Raw genomic sequence first — 15970 nt, forward strand, 5'->3', positions numbered from 1 at the left:
GGAACGGCGGGTTTTTGCGGCTCGATGATTTCGACCGGCTTATCGACCGAAATATCCCTCAGTGTTGCAAACACCGTGTGAATCAGATCGGTGATCTGGCTCGGTGCAACATCATTCCGACCAACATAAGCTGCAACCACCTGAGTCGTCAGGTCCAATAGGGCAGTTTGCGGCAATGCAATGGTATTCGTTTCTTCGCTCATCGGTGAGATATCGCCATAGGTTACAATTTCTAAGGTGAGATTATTATAGGGTGGGGCTAATCGTCTTTCTACAAAAATCATATCAGGTTTCATGAAAATATCGTAATGAAGGCATACGAGTAAATTTCACACAATCAACTGTCGAGGCGTAATTTAGGAAGCGTTAGGGGATGGGGATAGCACCCTTGCAGCATCTGGGGGGCCGCAGCGTTTGACCTTGCCGAGCCATATGTTATGGTCGCGCCTCTTCTCAAGTGTTGCCCCTGCAACGAGTGCTGACGGGTGGGTTTCGGCTACCGAGACCGCTACAGACGAAGGGGCCGACCGATGGATATGCGCACGATGGAAACCCGCCCGACGCCGCTTTCGACCGTTGCTTTCGCAAGCGATCATGCTGGGGTCGATTTAAAATCCCATCTTTGCACTTTGGTGAAGGATTGGGGATACACGGTTGTTGACCTCGGCCCGCAGGCGGGCGAATCGGTCGATTACCCAGATTACGCCGATAAGCTGGCCGAGGCGCTGAAGACCGGCGCAGCCAGCGAGGGGGTGTTGATCTGCGGCAGCGGCATCGGCATTTCGATTGCCGCCAACCGCCATCCCCATATTCGGGCGGCGCTGGTATCGGATTCGCTGTCGGCGCGCCTTGCCCGCGAGCATAACAATGCCAATGTCATCGCGCTCGGCGCGCGCCTGATCGGGCCGGACTTGGCAGCGGATGCTGTGAAACTATTTCTGACGACGGGGTTTGATGGCGGCGAACGCCACGCCCGCCGGGTTGCCAAGCTTGGCTAGGCTTCCCCGGTTCGTTAGAGTTCGAGATTTTTTGCTGGTGTGTGAGGGGCTGCAATGAGCTTAGCGACTGGATTTTTCACCCGTTCTTTGGCCGATGCCGATCCGGCGGTCAATCAATCGGTTCAGCAGGAACTGCACCGCCAGCGCGATCAGATCGAACTGATCGCCTCGGAAAACATCGTTTCCCGCGCCGTGCTGGAAGCGCAGGGCTCGGTGCTGACCAATAAATACGCCGAAGGCTATCCGGGCCGTCGCTATTACGGCGGCTGCGAGTTCGTCGATATCGCCGAGCAGATTGCCATTGAGCGCGCCTGCCAGATTTTCGGCGCGACCTACGCCAATGTGCAGCCCCATTCGGGCGCGCAGGCCAATCAGGCCGTCTTCTTCGCGCTGATGCAGCCGGGCGATACCTTCTTGGGCATGGATCTCGCCTGCGGGGGCCATCTCACCCACGGCGCGCCGGCCAATCAGTCGGGTAAATGGTTTAAGCCGGTGGGCTATAAGGTGCGCCAGCAAGACCAACTCATCGACTATGATGAAATGGAAGACCTGGCGCTCACCCATAAGCCGAAGATCATTATCGGCGGCGGCTCGGCCTATCCGCGGGTGATCGATTTCGCCCGGATGCGCGCGATTGCCGATAAAGTCGGCGCGTATTTGATGGTTGATATGGCCCATTTCGCGGGGCTCGTCGCGGGCGGGGCCTATCCGAACCCAGTGCCGCACGCTCATGTGGTGACGACGACGACCCATAAAACCCTGCGCGGCCCGCGCGGCGGTATGATCCTCTCGACCGATGCCGACCTTGGTAAAAAGATCAACTCGGCGGTCTTCCCCGGCCTTCAGGGCGGCCCGCTGATGCATGTGATTGCGGCCAAGGCGGTTGCCTTCGGCGAAGCGCTGCAACCGGAGTTCAAAGCCTACGCTCAGTTGGTGATCGATAATGCGCGGGCGCTGTCGGAAGTGCTGCTGTCGCGCGGCGTGAACATCGTTTCGGGCGGCACCGATAGCCATGTAGTTCTGGTCGATCTGCGCCCGAAGGGTCTGACGGGCAAAGTCGTCGAGCATCACCTAGAAGCGGCGGGCATCACCTGCAATAAGAACGGCATTCCCTTCGATCCGGAAAAGCCGATGATTACCTCGGGCGTCCGTCTTGGCACGCCAGCGGGCACGACGCGCGGCTTCGGCGTGGCGGAGTTCCAGCAGGTCGGCCAGTTGATCGGCGATGTGCTCGATGGTCTGGTTGCCAATGGGGCGGACGGTAATGCGGGCGTGGAAGCCAGGTGCGGGCGCAGGTGGAAGCCCTGTGCCACCGCTTCCCGATTTACCCGTAAGCTTGGTTGAAAGGGTGATCTAGGGCGATGCGCTGCCCCTTCTGTGGAAACGATGACACGCAGGTCAAAGACTCGCGGCCGACCGACGATAATAGCGCCATTCGGCGACGTCGGTTCTGCGCGGCGTGCGGGTCGCGTTTCACCACGTTCGAGCGCGTGCAGTTGCGCGAACTCACCGTGGTTAAGAAGAATGGCAAGCGCGTCCCCTTCGATCGCGACAAGCTCGCCCGCTCGATTCAGATCGCCTGCCGGAAACGGCCCGTCGATGCCGAGCGGATCGAGCAAATGGTCAATGGTATCGTTCGGCGGCTGGAAAGCCAGGGCGAGCCGGAAATCGCGTCCGATAAGGTCGGCGAGCAGGTAATGGAAGCGCTGTATAGTCTCGATCCCGTTGCCTACGTCCGCTTTGCCTCGGTGTATAAAAATTTCCACGAAGTCAAAGATTTTGAAGATTTGGTCGATCGCCTGAATGTCGATGCGCGCGACTGACCAAGCGGCGGACGAACGCTTTATGGGGCTTGCCCTGCGTCTGGCCCGCCGGGGTTGGGGGCAGGTGTGGCCGTCGGTTGCGGTCGGCTGCGTGCTGGTGAAGGACGGCGCGATTATCGCCCAGGGCTGGACACAACCCAGCGGGCGGCCCCATGCCGAAATTCATGCGCTGACCCAAGCGGGGGCGGCGGCGCGCGGGGCTACCGCCTATGTGACGCTGGAGCCCTGTGCCCATCATGGCCGGGCCGGGCCGTGCTGCGACGCGCTGGTCGACGCCGGGACGCCCGCGCCGTCATTGCGATGGAAGACCCGGACCCGCGCACTTCCGGCCAGGGCATCGCTCGCATGCGCGCGGGCGGTATTCAGGTCGATCTCGGGGTGATGGCCGACGAAGCGCAGGCGGTGGCGGCGGGGTTTTTGCTGCGCGTGACCCTCGGGCGTCCTCTGGTGACGGCGAAAATCGCAACCTCGCTCGATGGGCGCATTGCGGCACACACCGGGGCGTCGCGCTGGATCACCGGGCCGCAGGCGCGCGCCTTCGGCCATCGCTTGCGCGCCGAGCATGACGCGATTGCCGTCGGCGGGGCCACGGCGCTGATGGACGATCCGACGCTGGATTGCCGCCTGCCGGGGCTCGCGCACCGCTCGCCCGTGCGGGTGATTATCGATGGGCGGCTGTCGCTCCCGCTGACGGCGCAAATGGTGCGCACGGCTTCCTGGCATCCAACCTGGGTGCTGACGCGCCAAGATTCCGATAAGAACCGCCAGCGCGCCTTGAAAGACGCGGGCGTGCGGGTTTTCACGGTGCCGATCCACGACGGGCAGATGGACCTTCCCAAAGCCCTGGCGCTTCTGGGGGAAATCGGGCTGACGCGGCTGCTGGTCGAAGGCGGCGGGCGTTTGATTGCGGGATTGCTCGGGGCCGATCTGATCGATGCGCTGCACTGGTTCCGCGCGCCCTCGGTGATCGGCGGCGATGGGATTCCGGCGATTGCGGCCTATGGCGTCGATACGCCCGACCTGGCCCGTCGTTTCCGCCGAGTAGACACTCTGTTTCTCGGTGAGGATTTGCTGGAAAGCTTCACGGTCGAGCGCTAGGGTCGGGCTCATGTTTACAGGCATCATCACCGAGATCGGCAGTGTGCGCAGCCTAACCCGCAAGGCGGGGGGCGATACGCGCTTTGAAATCGATACCTCCCAGCCGCTCGTCGGCGTCGCCCTCGGCGCGTCCATTGCCCTCTCGGGCGCGTGCATGACCGTGATCGAGCAGGGCGAGCGCTGGTTCGCCGTGGAAGTCTCGGACGAGTCGCTATCGAAAACCACCCTCGGTTCTTGGCAGGTCGGGCGAAAACTCAATCTGGAGCGGGCGCTGAAGGCGGGGGACGAGTTGGGCGGTCATTACGTTTCCGGCCACGTCGATGGCGTCGGGCATCTCACGGGGCGGGAGAGCGTTGCGGGCAGCCTGCGTCTCACCTTCGCCCTGCCGACGCCCTTTCACCGCTTCGTTGCGCCGAAAGGCTCGATCACGCTCGACGGCGTATCGCTGACGGTGAACGAGGTGGGGGCTACGGCGGGATCGACGCTCGGTGAGACCGAGTTTACGGTGAACATCATTCCGCATACGGCGACCCATACCACGCTCGGCGGGCTTGCGGTCGGCGACGGGGTGAATTTTGAAATCGATATGCTGGCGCGCTATATGGCCCGGCTGATGGAAACGGCGGGAGCTAGCCATGCGCAAAACTCATGATCTCGAAATCGTCTCCTCCATCGACGAGTTGATCGAAGATGCGCGCCAGGGCCGCATGTTCATTCTGGTCGATGATGAAGACCGCGAAAACGAAGGCGATCTGGTGATTCCCGCCGATGCCGCCACGCCGGAAGCGATCAACTTCATGGCGCGTTATGGGCGCGGCCTCATCTGCCTCGCCATGAACCGCAAGCGCGTCGAGGAACTCGGCCTACCGCTGATGGCCCAGCAGAACGGCACCCGTCATCAAACGGCCTTCACGGTGTCGATTGAGGCGCGCGAGGGCGTCTCGACCGGCATTTCGGCGGCGGACCGGGCGCTGACGGTGGCAACGGCGATCGACCGGCCAAGGCCGGGAGGATATTGTGACGCCGGGGCATGTTTTTCCGCTGGTCGCGCGCGACGGCGGCGTGCTGGTGCGCGTCGGCCATACGGAAGCCGCCGTCGATATCGCGCGCCTCGCGGGCCGCTCGCCCGCGGGCGTGATCTGCGAGATCATGAACGACGATGGCACGATGGCGCGCATGCCGGATCTGGTCAAATTCGCCCAGACCCACGGCCTCAAGGTCGGCACCATCGCCGATTTGATCGAATGGCGCCGCCGCCGCGAAAAGCTGGTGCAGCCGGTAACGGAAACCACCTTCGAATCGATCCACGGGGGCAGCTTTCGCCTGATCGTCTACCGCAATACGGTCGCCTATGCCGAGCATATCGCGCTGGTGAAGGGCGATCTGACGCAGGCCGGGCCGGTGCCGGTGCGGATGCACGCCATGTCGATTCTCGATGACGTGCTGGGCGATAGCCGCTCCACCCACTCCGGCGATCTGCAAGCCGCGATGCGGGCGATTGGCGATATCGGGCGCGGCGTAATCGTGCTGATCCGCGAGCCGAGCGCGACCAGCCTGTCGGACCGGCTGCGGCTCGATCCCAGCAAGCAGGGCAGCCAACTCCGCGATTATGGCGTGGGCGCACAGATCTTGCTCGATTTGGGGGTGCAGGAGATGGAATTGCTCACCAATGCGCCGAAAACCATCGTTGGGCTTGACGGCTACGGTCTAACAATCGTAGGTCATCGCCCCCTTACCCCCGCCTAACCTTTCGGATCGGTCGCATGAGCCAGCCCCATATTCTAATTGTCGAAGCCCGCTTTTACGAAGATATCGCCGATGAACTGGCGGCGGGGGCGATTGCCGCGCTCACCGACGCGGGGGCGACGTTCGAGCGGTTGAGCGTGCCGGGGGCCTTCGAGATTCCGGCGGCGGTGGAATTCGCCGTGCGCGCCGGAAAAGCGGGGACGCTGCCGAAAGCTTTCGACGGGTTCTTGGGCCTCGGCTGCGTCATTCGCGGCGAAACCACCCATTATGATTATGTCTGCGCCGAAAGCGCGCGCGGCTTGCAGGATATCGCCCTGCGTCACGGTGCTGCGGTAGGGTTTGGGGTGTTGACGGTCGAGAACGACGATCAAGCCTGGGCGCGCGCGCGCCGTGACCGGAAGGACAAGGGCGGCGAAGTGGCCCGTGCCGTGCTGCGCATGATCGACCTCCGCCGCCAGTTCCGGGTTAGCTAAGCGTTATGACCGATAAAAAGCAAAAAACCCCCGGCCCCACCCCGCGCCAATTGGCGCGTATTGCCGCCGCTCAAGCCCTGTTTCAGCAGGATTTCAACAAGGTTACGACGGCGCGGCTCATTCTGGATTTCCGCCAGAGTTACCTGGAGCCGAATACCGACGAAATTCTGTTCGCGCAATTGGTCGATGCCGCCGCCGAACGCATGCCGGAGTTGGACGCCATTATTTCGGCCAATCTTTCGGAAGGCTGGACGATTGAGCGGATCGACCCGGTGTTGCGCGCCATTCTGCGCGTCGGCATTACCGAATTGATGGCGATGCTGGATGTTCCGGCGCGCGTCGTCATTACCGAATATGTCGATGTCGCCCACGCTTTCTTCGGCGGGAAGGAGCCGGGGATGGTCAACGGGCTGCTCGATAAGGTTGCGCGCACGATCCGCGACGCCGAGTTTTCGTAAGGGGTTTGAGATGAGCGGTGGGGAGGGCGAGTTCGACCGGATCGCCCGCTATTTCGCCCCGCTCGCCGCAGGATTTCCGGGGGCCTTGGGCCTGACCGACGATGCGGCTTTGCTCGACCCCGGACCGGGGCGGCAATTGGTGGTTTCGACCGACGCCCAGATCGAGGGCGTCCATTTTCTGCCCGCTGCCGATCCGGCGCTGGTGGCGGCGAAAATCCTGCGCTCCTCGGTCTCCGATCTTGCGGCGATGGGGGCGGACCCGCTGGCCTATACGCTGGCAACCTTCTGGACCGCCGCCATCGAGAGCGCTTGGCTCGCGCGCTTCAGCCAGGGGCTTGCGGTCGAACAGGCCGCGCTCGGAATCGCGCTTGCGGGCGGCGATACCGTGAAAACGCCGGGGCCGCTTAGTTTCTCCGTCACGGTTTTCGGCACGGTTCCGACCGGCGCTGCGCTGCGCCGTAATGGCGCGCAGGTTGGCGATCTGGTGGCGGTTACGGGGACGATTGGCGATGCTCTCCTCGGGCTCAGGCTGTTGCGGGAGCCTGATCTTGCGGCGGATTGGGGCGTGTCTGACACAGAAGCCGCTTTTCTGGCCGCGCGCTATTGGCGGCCCAGCCCGCGCCTTGCACCGATGGCGGCGTTACGTGGGGTCGCCTCGGCAGCGCTCGATATTTCCGACGGGCTGATCGCCGATCTTGGCCATATCACCGCCACCTCCGGCGTTGGAATCGCGCTGGACGCTGCGGCAATCCCGCTGTCACCCGCCGCTCAAAAGGCGGTGAGGCGCCTTGCGCTGGCCGATCTGCTGACGGGCGGCGATGATTATGAAATCGCCCTAACGATTTCGCCGAAAAAAGCTGCTATACTGGATGAAGCCGCGCGGGCAAGTGGCGTGCCGATCACGATTGTGGGCAGGTGCGTCGCCGGGTCCGGGGTTCGGGTGTACGATGGGGCGGGGCAGGTTCTCCCTCTAGGGCAGACGGGCTTTCGGCATTTCTAAAGTCTCGTTCGCGGTCAGAATGACCGGGTGAAAGGAAGCGGCGATGCGCGGCGGTTTGCGGATGATTCTCAGCTTTTTGATGCTGATCTGCGTCGGGGGCGGCATTGCGGGCGGTTTTTACCTGATCCGGTATCTCGAAAAAATGCAGTTCGAAGGCGATGGCGGTCGGCAAGCCTTTGTGGAGATGGAGGAAATTAATATCTCCATCATTCGCAATAATTTTCCGGCGGAACTGCGTTCCTATAAGCTTACGATTGAAACGCGCGAAGGCGGGCCTTTTGAAGGTCGTGCTGGAATCGCGCCCACGCCTTAAAGATCTGTACATCAATATTATATCGTCACTGGCGACGCGCGCCGGTCCGGAGAATCTCGACAATAGCGATTATTTGCGCGAGATGATGGTGCGGCAATCGAATGAGGTTCTTACCCCCGGTGCCGTGCGCGATATTTTCATTCGCAATCTCACAATCCGCCCCGTCGAATCTTAATCGGCACCCCTGACCATCGCCCTCCGAACCCTCCGCTTTTTGTCCCTAGCCTAACGGGGAAGGGGTTGCTACGCCTGCCGCTCCCGGTTTGGGGCAGTTCGGTTGTAGAGAAGAGGGTTTGGAATGGCTGTATCGATTGAGCGGCGGCTTGCAGATGAATTATCGGTTCGACTGGAGCAGGTCGAAGCGACGATTGCCTTGCTGGATGGCGGCTCGACGGTGCCTTTCATCGCGCGCTACCGCAAGGAAGCGACCGGCGAGCTTGACGATATTCAACTGCGAACCCTCGAAGAGCGGTTGCGCTATCTGCGCGAGCTGGATGAGCGGCGCGACGCCGTGATTGCCTCGGTGCGCGAGCAGGGCAAGCTGACCGACGAGCTTCTAGCGCTGTTCATGGCTGCCGAGACCAAGGCCCGCCTGGAAGATCTCTATCTCCCCTACAAACAAAAGCGCCGCACCAAAGCCCAAATCGCCCGCGAAGCCGGACTCGAGCCGCTGGCCGATCTGCTATTGACCGACCCGACGCGCACGCCGGAAACCGAGGCGGCAGCCTTTATCGATGCCGAAAAAGGCGTGGCGGATGTTAAAGCCGCCCTCGATGGGGCGAAGCAAATCCTCATCGAACGTTTCGCCGAAGATGCCGAACTGGTCGGCGCTTTGCGCAATTTCCTCTGGGAAAAACGGCGTTGTGCGCGCGAAAGGCATCGAGGGCAAGGAAGAGGCTGGGGCGAAATTCTCTGATTATTTCGATTATGCCGAGCCGATCCGGCAAATCCCCTCGCATCGGGCGCTCGCGCTGTTCCGGGGCCGCAAGGAAGAGTTTCTGACGGTTACCCTCGGCCTGCCCGAAGAGCCGCCCCCCGGCCAGATGGGGCCGTGCGAAAGCCGGATTGCCCTGCGCTTCGGCATCGAAGCGCGCGGGCGCGCGGCGGATGCGTGGCTGCTGGACGTGGCGCGCTGGTGCTGGCGGGTGAAAGTTTCGGTCCATCTCGAACTCGATCTGATGAACCGGCTGTTCGAGCAGGCGGAGGAAGAGGCGATCCGCGTCTTCGCGGGCAATCTGCGCGATCTGCTGCTGGCCGCCCCCGCCGGGATGCGTCCGACCTTGGCGCTCGATCCGGGGTTCCGCACCGGCACCAAGGTTGCCGTGGTCGATGCCACCGGCAAGCTGCTCGATACGGCAACCATCTACCCGCACGAGCCGCAGCGGCGCTATGAGGAGGCGATCAACCAGGTTGCCGCCCTCTGCCAGAAGCACGACGTGCAGCTCATCGCTATCGGCAATGGCACCGCCAGCCGCGAGACGGATCGGTTTGCCGCCGATTTGCTGGCGCGCTTCCCGGCCTTGAAGGCGACCAAGGTGATGGTGTCGGAAGCGGGGGCCTCGGTCTATTCCGCCTCGGCTTTTGCCAGCCAAGAATTCCCGAGCATTGACGTGTCGATCCGCGGCGCGATTTCCATCGGGCGGCGGCTGCAAGACCCGTTGGCCGAACTGGTGAAGATCGATCCTAAATCCATCGGCGTTGGCCAATATCAGCACGATGTGAGCGAAAGCAAACTGTCGCGCATGCTCGATGCCGTGGTGGAAGACTGCGTGAACGGCGTCGGGGTCGACCTCAATACGGCTTCCGTGCCGCTGCTCACGCGCGTGTCGGGGCTCAACGAGACTTTGGCGCGCAATATCATCGCGTGGCGCGACGCCCAGGGCGCGTTCCGCAATCGCAATCAGTTGAAGGAAATCGCCCGGCTGGGGCCGAAAGCCTTCGAACAGGCGGCGGGCTTCTTGCGCATTCGCGGCGGCGACGAGCCGCTCGATGCCTCCTCCGTCCATCCGGAAGCCTATCCGGTGGTCCGCAAAATCGCCCAAAGCGTGGCAAAGCCCGTGGCCGACATCATCGGCGATAGCGCCACCTTGCGCGGGCTCAATCCCGCGAGCTTCGCCGACGACCGCTTCGGGCTGCCGACCGTGCAGGATATTTTGCGCGAACTCGATAAGCCGGGCCGCGATCCGCGCCCCGAGTTCAAAACGGCGACCTTTAAGGATGGCGTCGAAGCGCTGAAGGATCTTCAGCCCGGCATGCTGCTGGAAGGCGTCGTCACCAATGTCGCCGCCTTCGGCGCTTTCGTTGATATCGGCGTGCATCAGGACGGGTTGGTTCACGTCTCGGCCCTGTCGAACAAGTTCGTCAAAGACCCGCGCGAGGTAGTGAAACCCGGCCAAGTGGTGAAGGTGAAAGTGTTGGAGGTCGATATCAAGCGCAAGCGCGTCGGCCTGACCATGCGTCTCGACGATCCGATGGATGGCTCGGCCCCCGCCCGCTCAAGCGGCCCGCGCCCAACCGCCCCGCGCGATGCGTCGCCGCGCCCTCTCCGGGAAGCCAGGACAGGGCAGGCCGACACCGCCCCCGCGCGCGCCGCAACAACGGCCCGAACCTGCGGGCGACGGAATTTTTCGCGGCAGCTCTGCTGAAGGCGCAAAAGAATAAAAGGCTAACCTCGGGCAAATCGGGCCAAATGCGGCTTATCTCTAGTAGTCTGCCTAATCTATGCCATATTGAGCCGATACGGGCTAAGGGAGCTCGTAGAGATGAAGGGTCCCGAATGGTCCGCGCCGTGTTTGTTTCGTTCAGTATCGTCGTTGCTTTAACGGGGGCAGGGGCCGCTTCGGCGGCGTCATCGATCCAACCCCATCGGGCGATTTATGAACTGGCGTTGGACCGTAGCCAATCGGGCTCCGGCATTATCGGTGCGGGCGGGCAGCTCTACTTCGAGTGGGCCGATACCTGCGACGGCTGGGCCGTGGAGCAGCGCTATAAGCTGCGCCTCTCCTATACCGACGCCGACGATTCCGATCTTCAAATCAGCCTCGTTTCCTGGGAAGCCAAAAACGGCCAGCGCTATCGCTTCGAAGTGAAGAAGATGAGCAATGGCGAAATCGATGAGGATATTCGCGGCACCGCCCAGGCCCCCAAAGGCAAACGCGGTCTCGCGCGCTTTACCAACCCGGAAGCTGCGCGCTTTCCGTTGCCGAAAGACGTGATGTTTCCCTCGGCCCATACGATTGCGCTGATCGACGCAGCGAAGGCCGGGCAGGTTTTTCTGTCGCGGCCGGTTTTCGACGGCGGATCGGTCGAAGGCGCAACCCAGGTTTCCGCCGCCATCGGGCTTGCCCGTCCCGGCAATCCGAAGGAAGCCAATCCGCTGCTGAAAGGCCGCTCCTGGAGCATGCGCATGGCGTTTTTCCCCGAATCCACCGGGGTCGACCCGCAAACCCTCGGGGAAGAGCAGCCGGATTACGAATTGGGCACCGATTTATTAGAAAATGGGGTTTCCCGAACCATGACGCTCGACTACGGTCAATTCGCCGTGCGGGCAAAGCTGTTGAAAGTCGAACCGCTCGCGGCAGCCAAATGCTCCTAACGCCCACGGGGTTTGAATGTCGCGACTGCGCCGCCTGCTCGGGCTGGAGATTGTAGCCGAAACGATCCTCGTTCACGGTAAAGATCAGCCCATTGGCGATGCCTTCATTCAAGCGGGCTTTTTTCACGCGTTACGCTGCCTTTATCCCAACGCCCGCATTACGTTTGCCGTCTCGCTCGGCGGATCGGCCTATGCCGATAGTCTGAAAAGCGTAATGGCCCCCTATCTGGATGAGGTTCTGACCCACCAGGGCTTGAGTCTCGACCGCCGCGCGCTTCATCCGCTCAGCCCCCGTCCGCTCGCCGGCCGCCGCTTCGATCTGGTGATCGATCTGGAGAAGGTTTGGTGGCAGACGCTGATTCTGCGCCGGGTGCGGCATAAGTGCTTCGTGTCGGCCTCCAAACATTTTCTGTTCTCCCACTGCTGGCCGCGCGATTGGCGCAAGCCCGTGCATCTGAGCGCGCAATATCTGATGCTGCTGGATGCTTTGGGGGGCAGCCCGACAGCCGATCTGCCGCCGCCCGATTTTCGCTGCCCGGACCGGATGGCGCAAGCGGCGGCGCTGCTTCCCCACGGGCCGAAATATGTCGGCCTCGTTCCGGGCGCGGGGGATCGCGGCAAATGCTGGCCGTTGGAGCGCTATTTTGCCGTGGCGCGCGCTTTGAGTGCGGGCGGGCTAACGCCGGTTTTCCTGCTGGGGCCAGCCGAGGCGGATTTGGTGCCGGTGGTGCAAGAAGCCTTCGAGACGCCGCTCTTGCCAGCCTGGATTCAGCACGCGGACCGGCCTGCGGAATTCCATCCGGCGTTTTCATCGCCGCTGATGACGGTGGCGTTGGGGCGGCAACTTTGTGCGGCGGTCACGAATGATTGCGGCATGGCGCATATGCTGGCGGCGGCCAATACGCCGTTGCTCACGCTTTTCGGCTATACGAACCCCAAGAAATATCGGCCGCTGTCGGGGATATCCGAGGTTTTATCGGCCCGGCAGTATGGCACGATCAACCCGGAGGCGATTCCCGTCGGCGATGTTCTCCCCCGCATCGAACGGCTGGTTGCGCATTATTCTTAAGGCCGGTCGGCGAGAAGGTCTTGATCTTCCATCGCGTCCGCATCGACGAGCCGGTCGCAGGTAAGGCCGATCAAGCGAATGCTTTTCTCCAAATTTTCGGCGCGCAACAGGTTCACGCAGGCCGCCCAGAGCGTTTCTGCGTCCTGAGTAGGGACGGGCAGGCCGGTGGAGCGGGTGCGCTGGACGAAATCCGCCGTTTTCATTTTCACCGTTACCCCGGCGGCAAGCTTATCCGCCGCCTGAAGCCGCCGCGCCACGGTTTCGGCCAAGGGGCGCAGCGCCTCGGTGAGATCGTCGAGATGGGTGCGGTCTTTGCGGAAGGTGGTTTCCGCGCCGACGCTTTTGGCGGGCCGGTCCGGGGTGATGCGGCGGCGATCCTGGCCGCGCGCGAATTCGGTCAGGCGCAACCCGACCTGCCCGAAACGCCGGGCGACCCAGATCGCTCCCGCGCCGCCAAATCGCCAACCGTTCGGATACCCTCGCGCTCCAGCGCCGCCGCCAGCGCCTTACCGACGCCCCAGAGCAGCGAAACCGGGCGCGGGGCGAGGAAGGCCGCCGCTTCCGCCTGCCCGATCAACGCAAAACCGCGCGGCTTATCGAGGTCGGAAGCGATTTTCGCCAGAAGCTTATTCGGCCCAAGCCCAATCGAGAGCGTAATGCCGAGATTGGCTTCCACCTCGCGCGCCAGATTGGCCAACAGCAGCGCGGCGGGAACGCCGCCGCGCTGGACGGGCTCGCTGAGATCGAGAAAGGCTTCGTCGAGTGCCAAGGGTTCCACCAATGGGGTGAGGGCGAGCAGGCGGCGGCGCAGGGCGCGGCTAACGGCGGCATATTTGCTGATCGCGGGCGGAAAGACGGTCGCATCGGGGCAGAGGCGCAAGGCTTGGCCCATCGGCATTGCGGAGCGCACGCCCGCGCCCGCGCCACATAACAGGCCGCCGAAACAACCCCGCGCTCGCCGCCGCCAACGATAACGGGCCGGTGCCGCAAATCGGGCCGGTCGCGTTTTTCCACAGATGCATAAAATGCATCACAATCTATATGGGCAAGGGTGAGCCGATCCCATTCGGCATGGAAGCGCAGGCGCGGCGACCCGCAGACCGGGCAGCGCGATTTTAAGCGCGCCTGCGCGTCTTGGCGGGTTTCCGGGGCGGGAAGCGGGTTCGCCAAACAGTCGCGGCAGAAGCCCGTTATGCCCTCGGCGTGAAGACGACCCAACATTACGGCAGCATAGTCCCAACAGAGGTTAAGGTTATGGTTTCTTTGCGAGTGGCGAGTCGCTACAGTGAGATTCGTGTTGCGGGCGGCATAGGGTCCCGGCGCTTGGAGGCTTCGGTATATTTCGATGAAGACGGTTTTGATCGTTGAAGACAACGAACTCAATATGAAGCTTTTCCACGATTTGTTGGAAGCGCGCGGCTATCGTATTTTGCAATCGCGGGACGGGATGGAAGCCCTGCGCCTCGCGCGGGAGGAGCGGCCCGACCTGATTCTGATGGATATTCAACTGCCGGAAGTGTCTGGCCTTGAAGTTACCAAGTGGATCAAGCAGGATGAACACCTACGCTCTATTCCAATTATTGCGGTTACGGCTTTCGCTATGAAGGGTGATGAAGAAAAAATCCGCGAGGGGGGCTGCGAGGCATATATTGCCAAACCAATTTCGGTCGCAAACTTCCTCGAGACCGTTCAGCGCTTTTTGGGTTAAGGGCTGATGCCGGGCCGTATCCTCGTTGTTGATGATATTCTTCCGAATATCAAACTGCTCGAAGCAAAACTGACGAGCGAATATTATGACGTCATTTCGGCGGAAAATGGGCCGACGGCGCTGGAACTTGCACGCAGCGAATCGCCCGATCTAATCCTGCTCGACGTGATGATGCCCGGCATGGACGGGTTCAAGGTTTGCGAGAAGCTGAAAGAAGACCCGGCCACTGCCCATATCCCCGTGATTATGGTCACGGCCCTGTCGGACACGGCGGACCGCGTGCGCGGTTTGCAGGCCGGGGCCGATGATTTTCTGTCGAAACCCGTGCGCGATGTGCCGCTGTTTGCGCGCGTCCGCTCGCTCATTCGCCTGAAGAACCTGATGGATGCGTGGCGGGTGCGGGAAGAAACCTCGTCCCGCCTTGGCCTCGCCGCGCCGGCACCAGTGATGAGCCAGGAGGTTGCTACCGAAGGGCGGATTCTGGTCGTCGAGGAAAGTGCCATCGATGCCGAGAATATCGTGAATATTCTCAAATCCGACCGACATTCGATTGCAAGCATCCACAATACCGAGGGCGCTATTGCCGCCGTAAACAGCAATGTTTTCGATCTGGCGATTATCTCGCTGACCTTGATGGAAGGCGACGCGTTGCGGCTGTGCAGCCAAATCCGCTCCCACGTCAATGAAAGCGTGCGCTCCCTGCCGATTCTTCTGTTGGCGGAAGACGAGGAAGATATCGGCAAGATCGCCAAAGCGCTTGATCTTGGCGTGAATGATTACGTGATGCGCCCGATTGAGCGGCAGGAATTACAGGCGCGCGTGCGCACGCAAATCCGCCGCCGCCGTTATCAGACGCGGTTGCGCATGAATTTCGAGGAAAGCATCGCGCTGGCCTCCACCGATGCGCTGACGGGGGTTTATAACCGCCGCTATCTGGATGTGCATCTCGATCAAATGGTGCGCAACGCCAACGATGTGCGTAAACCGCTGTCGGTGGCCTTTTGCGATATCGACCATTTCAAGCGCCTGAACGATACCTACGGCCATGCGGCGGGCGATGAGGTGCTGATCGAGTTCGCCAATCGCATGCGCCGCTCCTTACGCCATTTCGATATGATTGCGCGCATCGGCGGCGAAGAGTTTGTCGTCGTCATGCCCGACACGAACATCGACGTTGCGATTAAAGTGTCGGAACGGCTGCGAACGCGCATGCAGGACGATCCGTTTACCGTTGCGGCGGCGGGCGAGTTGCCGGTGACAATCAGCATTGGCGTTTCAGTATCGGAACTCGGGGAAACCTCCGGCTCCGATTTACTGCGCCGGGCCGATGAGGCGATGTATCGGGCCAAGCAGGCGGGCCGGAACCGCGTGGAAGCATCGATGCCGGTGGCGTAACCGGCGTGCGGGACGGGTGAAAGCGGGGGAGTTTCCTCCGCTTTTTTTACGCCCGCATTCTATCCTAACCCCCAAACGAAAAGCGCCGGTACAAGACCGGCGCTTTCGATTTTAAGCTGCGTGACCAGCTTAAACTACTTAATTTTCGCTTCGCGGAACACGACGTGCTTACGCACGACCGGATCATACTTCTTGAGTTCCAGTTTGTTCGTGGTCTTACGCGGGTTCTTCTTAGTCACGTAGTAGAAGCCCGTGTCCGCGGTGCTAACCAGCTTGATCAGCAGGGAAGTTGGC

General features: G+C 61.8%; 19 protein-coding genes and 3 pseudogenes. 18 read left to right on the top strand and 4 right to left on the bottom strand.

All coding sequences use genetic code 11. The features are described 5' to 3' along the window. The coding region (locus tag VZ95_RS04960) for a MucR family transcriptional regulator (protein WP_198148094.1) at nucleotides 1-296 on the bottom strand (296 nt) is incomplete at its 3' end. A gap of 234 nt (nucleotides 297-530) precedes the next feature. Between VZ95_RS04960 and rpiB the strand changes: the two genes are divergently transcribed. From rpiB to VZ95_RS05030, 16 genes and pseudogenes are all read left to right on the top strand, one after another. Continuing rightward, nucleotides 531-998 (top strand): ribose 5-phosphate isomerase B, encoded by a 468-nt coding sequence (rpiB, locus tag VZ95_RS04965; RefSeq protein ID WP_232302480.1) that lies wholly within the window; start codon nucleotides 531-533, stop codon nucleotides 996-998. 54 nt (nucleotides 999-1052) lie between these two features. Next, nucleotides 1053-2332, top strand: a pseudogene (gene glyA, locus VZ95_RS04970) (serine hydroxymethyltransferase). A gap of 27 nt (nucleotides 2333-2359) precedes the next feature. Next, the gene (nrdR, locus tag VZ95_RS04975) at nucleotides 2360-2821 is read left to right on the top strand and encodes a transcriptional regulator NrdR (RefSeq protein ID WP_045774888.1); all 462 of its coding nucleotides are present in this window, start codon (nucleotides 2360-2362) and stop codon (nucleotides 2819-2821) included. Then, nucleotides 2802-3203, top strand: coding sequence for a deaminase (locus VZ95_RS28540; protein WP_332307989.1), 402 nt, complete (start codon nucleotides 2802-2804; stop codon nucleotides 3201-3203). The genes nrdR and VZ95_RS28540 overlap by 20 nt, the downstream gene beginning before the upstream one ends. Continuing rightward, complete coding sequence (locus VZ95_RS04980) at nucleotides 3167-3919, top strand: RibD family protein (RefSeq protein WP_332307990.1); 753 nt, start codon at nucleotides 3167-3169, stop codon at nucleotides 3917-3919. The genes VZ95_RS28540 and VZ95_RS04980 overlap by 37 nt, the downstream gene beginning before the upstream one ends. Before the next feature lie 10 nt (nucleotides 3920-3929). Beyond that, entirely contained in the window at nucleotides 3930-4571 is a 642-nt protein-coding gene (locus VZ95_RS04985; RefSeq protein WP_045774889.1) for a riboflavin synthase, read from the top strand. Continuing rightward, nucleotides 4555-5665: pseudogene (gene ribB / locus VZ95_RS04990) on the top strand (3,4-dihydroxy-2-butanone-4-phosphate synthase). The gene VZ95_RS04985 and the pseudogene ribB overlap by 17 nt, the downstream one beginning before the upstream one ends. 17 nt (nucleotides 5666-5682) lie before the next feature. Next, a complete protein-coding gene (gene ribH / locus VZ95_RS04995; protein WP_045774890.1) occupies nucleotides 5683-6138 on the top strand; it encodes a 6,7-dimethyl-8-ribityllumazine synthase in 456 nt (151 codons plus the stop codon). A gap of 5 nt (nucleotides 6139-6143) precedes the next feature. After that, entirely contained in the window at nucleotides 6144-6596 is a 453-nt protein-coding gene (gene nusB / locus VZ95_RS05000) for a transcription antitermination factor NusB (RefSeq protein WP_045774891.1), read from the top strand. 10 nt (nucleotides 6597-6606) lie between these two features. After that, nucleotides 6607-7596, top strand: a complete 990-nt coding sequence (thiL, locus tag VZ95_RS05005; protein ID WP_045774892.1) for a thiamine-phosphate kinase — start codon at nucleotides 6607-6609, stop codon at nucleotides 7594-7596. 43 nt (nucleotides 7597-7639) lie between these two features. Then, on the top strand, nucleotides 7640-7909 hold the full coding sequence (locus tag VZ95_RS05010) for a hypothetical protein (RefSeq protein WP_045774893.1): 270 nt from the start codon (nucleotides 7640-7642) through the stop codon (nucleotides 7907-7909). Next, nucleotides 7884-8084 (top strand): hypothetical protein, encoded by a 201-nt coding sequence (locus tag VZ95_RS05015; RefSeq protein WP_045774894.1) that lies wholly within the window; start codon nucleotides 7884-7886, stop codon nucleotides 8082-8084. The genes VZ95_RS05010 and VZ95_RS05015 overlap by 26 nt, the downstream gene beginning before the upstream one ends. Before the next feature lie 123 nt (nucleotides 8085-8207). Then, nucleotides 8208-8825, top strand: coding sequence for a Tex-like N-terminal domain-containing protein (locus VZ95_RS29120; RefSeq protein ID WP_408606063.1), 618 nt, complete (start codon nucleotides 8208-8210; stop codon nucleotides 8823-8825). After that, nucleotides 8773-10554, top strand: coding sequence for a Tex family protein (locus VZ95_RS05020; RefSeq protein WP_408606064.1), 1782 nt, complete (start codon nucleotides 8773-8775; stop codon nucleotides 10552-10554). The genes VZ95_RS29120 and VZ95_RS05020 overlap by 53 nt, the downstream gene beginning before the upstream one ends. 131 nt (nucleotides 10555-10685) lie before the next feature. After that, nucleotides 10686-11504 (top strand): EipB family protein, encoded by an 819-nt coding sequence (locus VZ95_RS05025; RefSeq protein ID WP_045774895.1) that lies wholly within the window; start codon nucleotides 10686-10688, stop codon nucleotides 11502-11504. A gap of 16 nt (nucleotides 11505-11520) precedes the next feature. Beyond that, nucleotides 11521-12573 (top strand): glycosyltransferase family 9 protein, encoded by a 1053-nt coding sequence (locus VZ95_RS05030; RefSeq protein ID WP_045774896.1) that lies wholly within the window; start codon nucleotides 11521-11523, stop codon nucleotides 12571-12573. On the opposite strand, the gene VZ95_RS23870 is transcribed toward VZ95_RS05030, so the two are convergent. Together VZ95_RS23870 and VZ95_RS29125 are read right to left on the bottom strand one after the other, a co-directional pair. After that, the gene (locus VZ95_RS23870) at nucleotides 12570-12980 is read right to left on the bottom strand and encodes a DinB/UmuC family translesion DNA polymerase (protein ID WP_052711497.1); all 411 of its coding nucleotides are present in this window, start codon (nucleotides 12978-12980) and stop codon (nucleotides 12570-12572) included. The genes VZ95_RS05030 and VZ95_RS23870 overlap by 4 nt on opposite strands. Beyond that, a pseudogene (locus VZ95_RS29125) lies at nucleotides 12971-13794 on the bottom strand (Y-family DNA polymerase). The gene VZ95_RS23870 and the pseudogene VZ95_RS29125 overlap by 10 nt, the downstream one beginning before the upstream one ends. A 124-nt stretch (nucleotides 13795-13918) precedes the next feature. On the opposite strand from VZ95_RS29125, the gene VZ95_RS05040 reads away from it, so the two are divergent. Both VZ95_RS05040 and VZ95_RS05045 read left to right on the top strand, forming a co-directional pair. After that, on the top strand, nucleotides 13919-14281 hold the full coding sequence (locus VZ95_RS05040) for a response regulator (RefSeq protein WP_045774897.1): 363 nt from the start codon (nucleotides 13919-13921) through the stop codon (nucleotides 14279-14281). 6 nt (nucleotides 14282-14287) lie between these two features. Further along, on the top strand, nucleotides 14288-15676 hold the full coding sequence (locus VZ95_RS05045) for a PleD family two-component system response regulator (protein WP_045774898.1): 1389 nt from the start codon (nucleotides 14288-14290) through the stop codon (nucleotides 15674-15676). Nucleotides 15677-15810: 134 nt separating this feature from the next. Here VZ95_RS05045 and rpmG read toward each other — a convergent pair. Then, the coding region (gene rpmG / locus VZ95_RS05050; RefSeq protein WP_084627585.1) for a 50S ribosomal protein L33 at nucleotides 15811-15970 on the bottom strand (160 nt) is incomplete at its 5' end.

The sequence above is a fragment of the Elstera litoralis genome, from assembly GCF_000963705.1.
Taxonomy (GTDB): Bacteria; Pseudomonadota; Alphaproteobacteria; order Elsterales; family Elsteraceae; genus Elstera; species Elstera litoralis.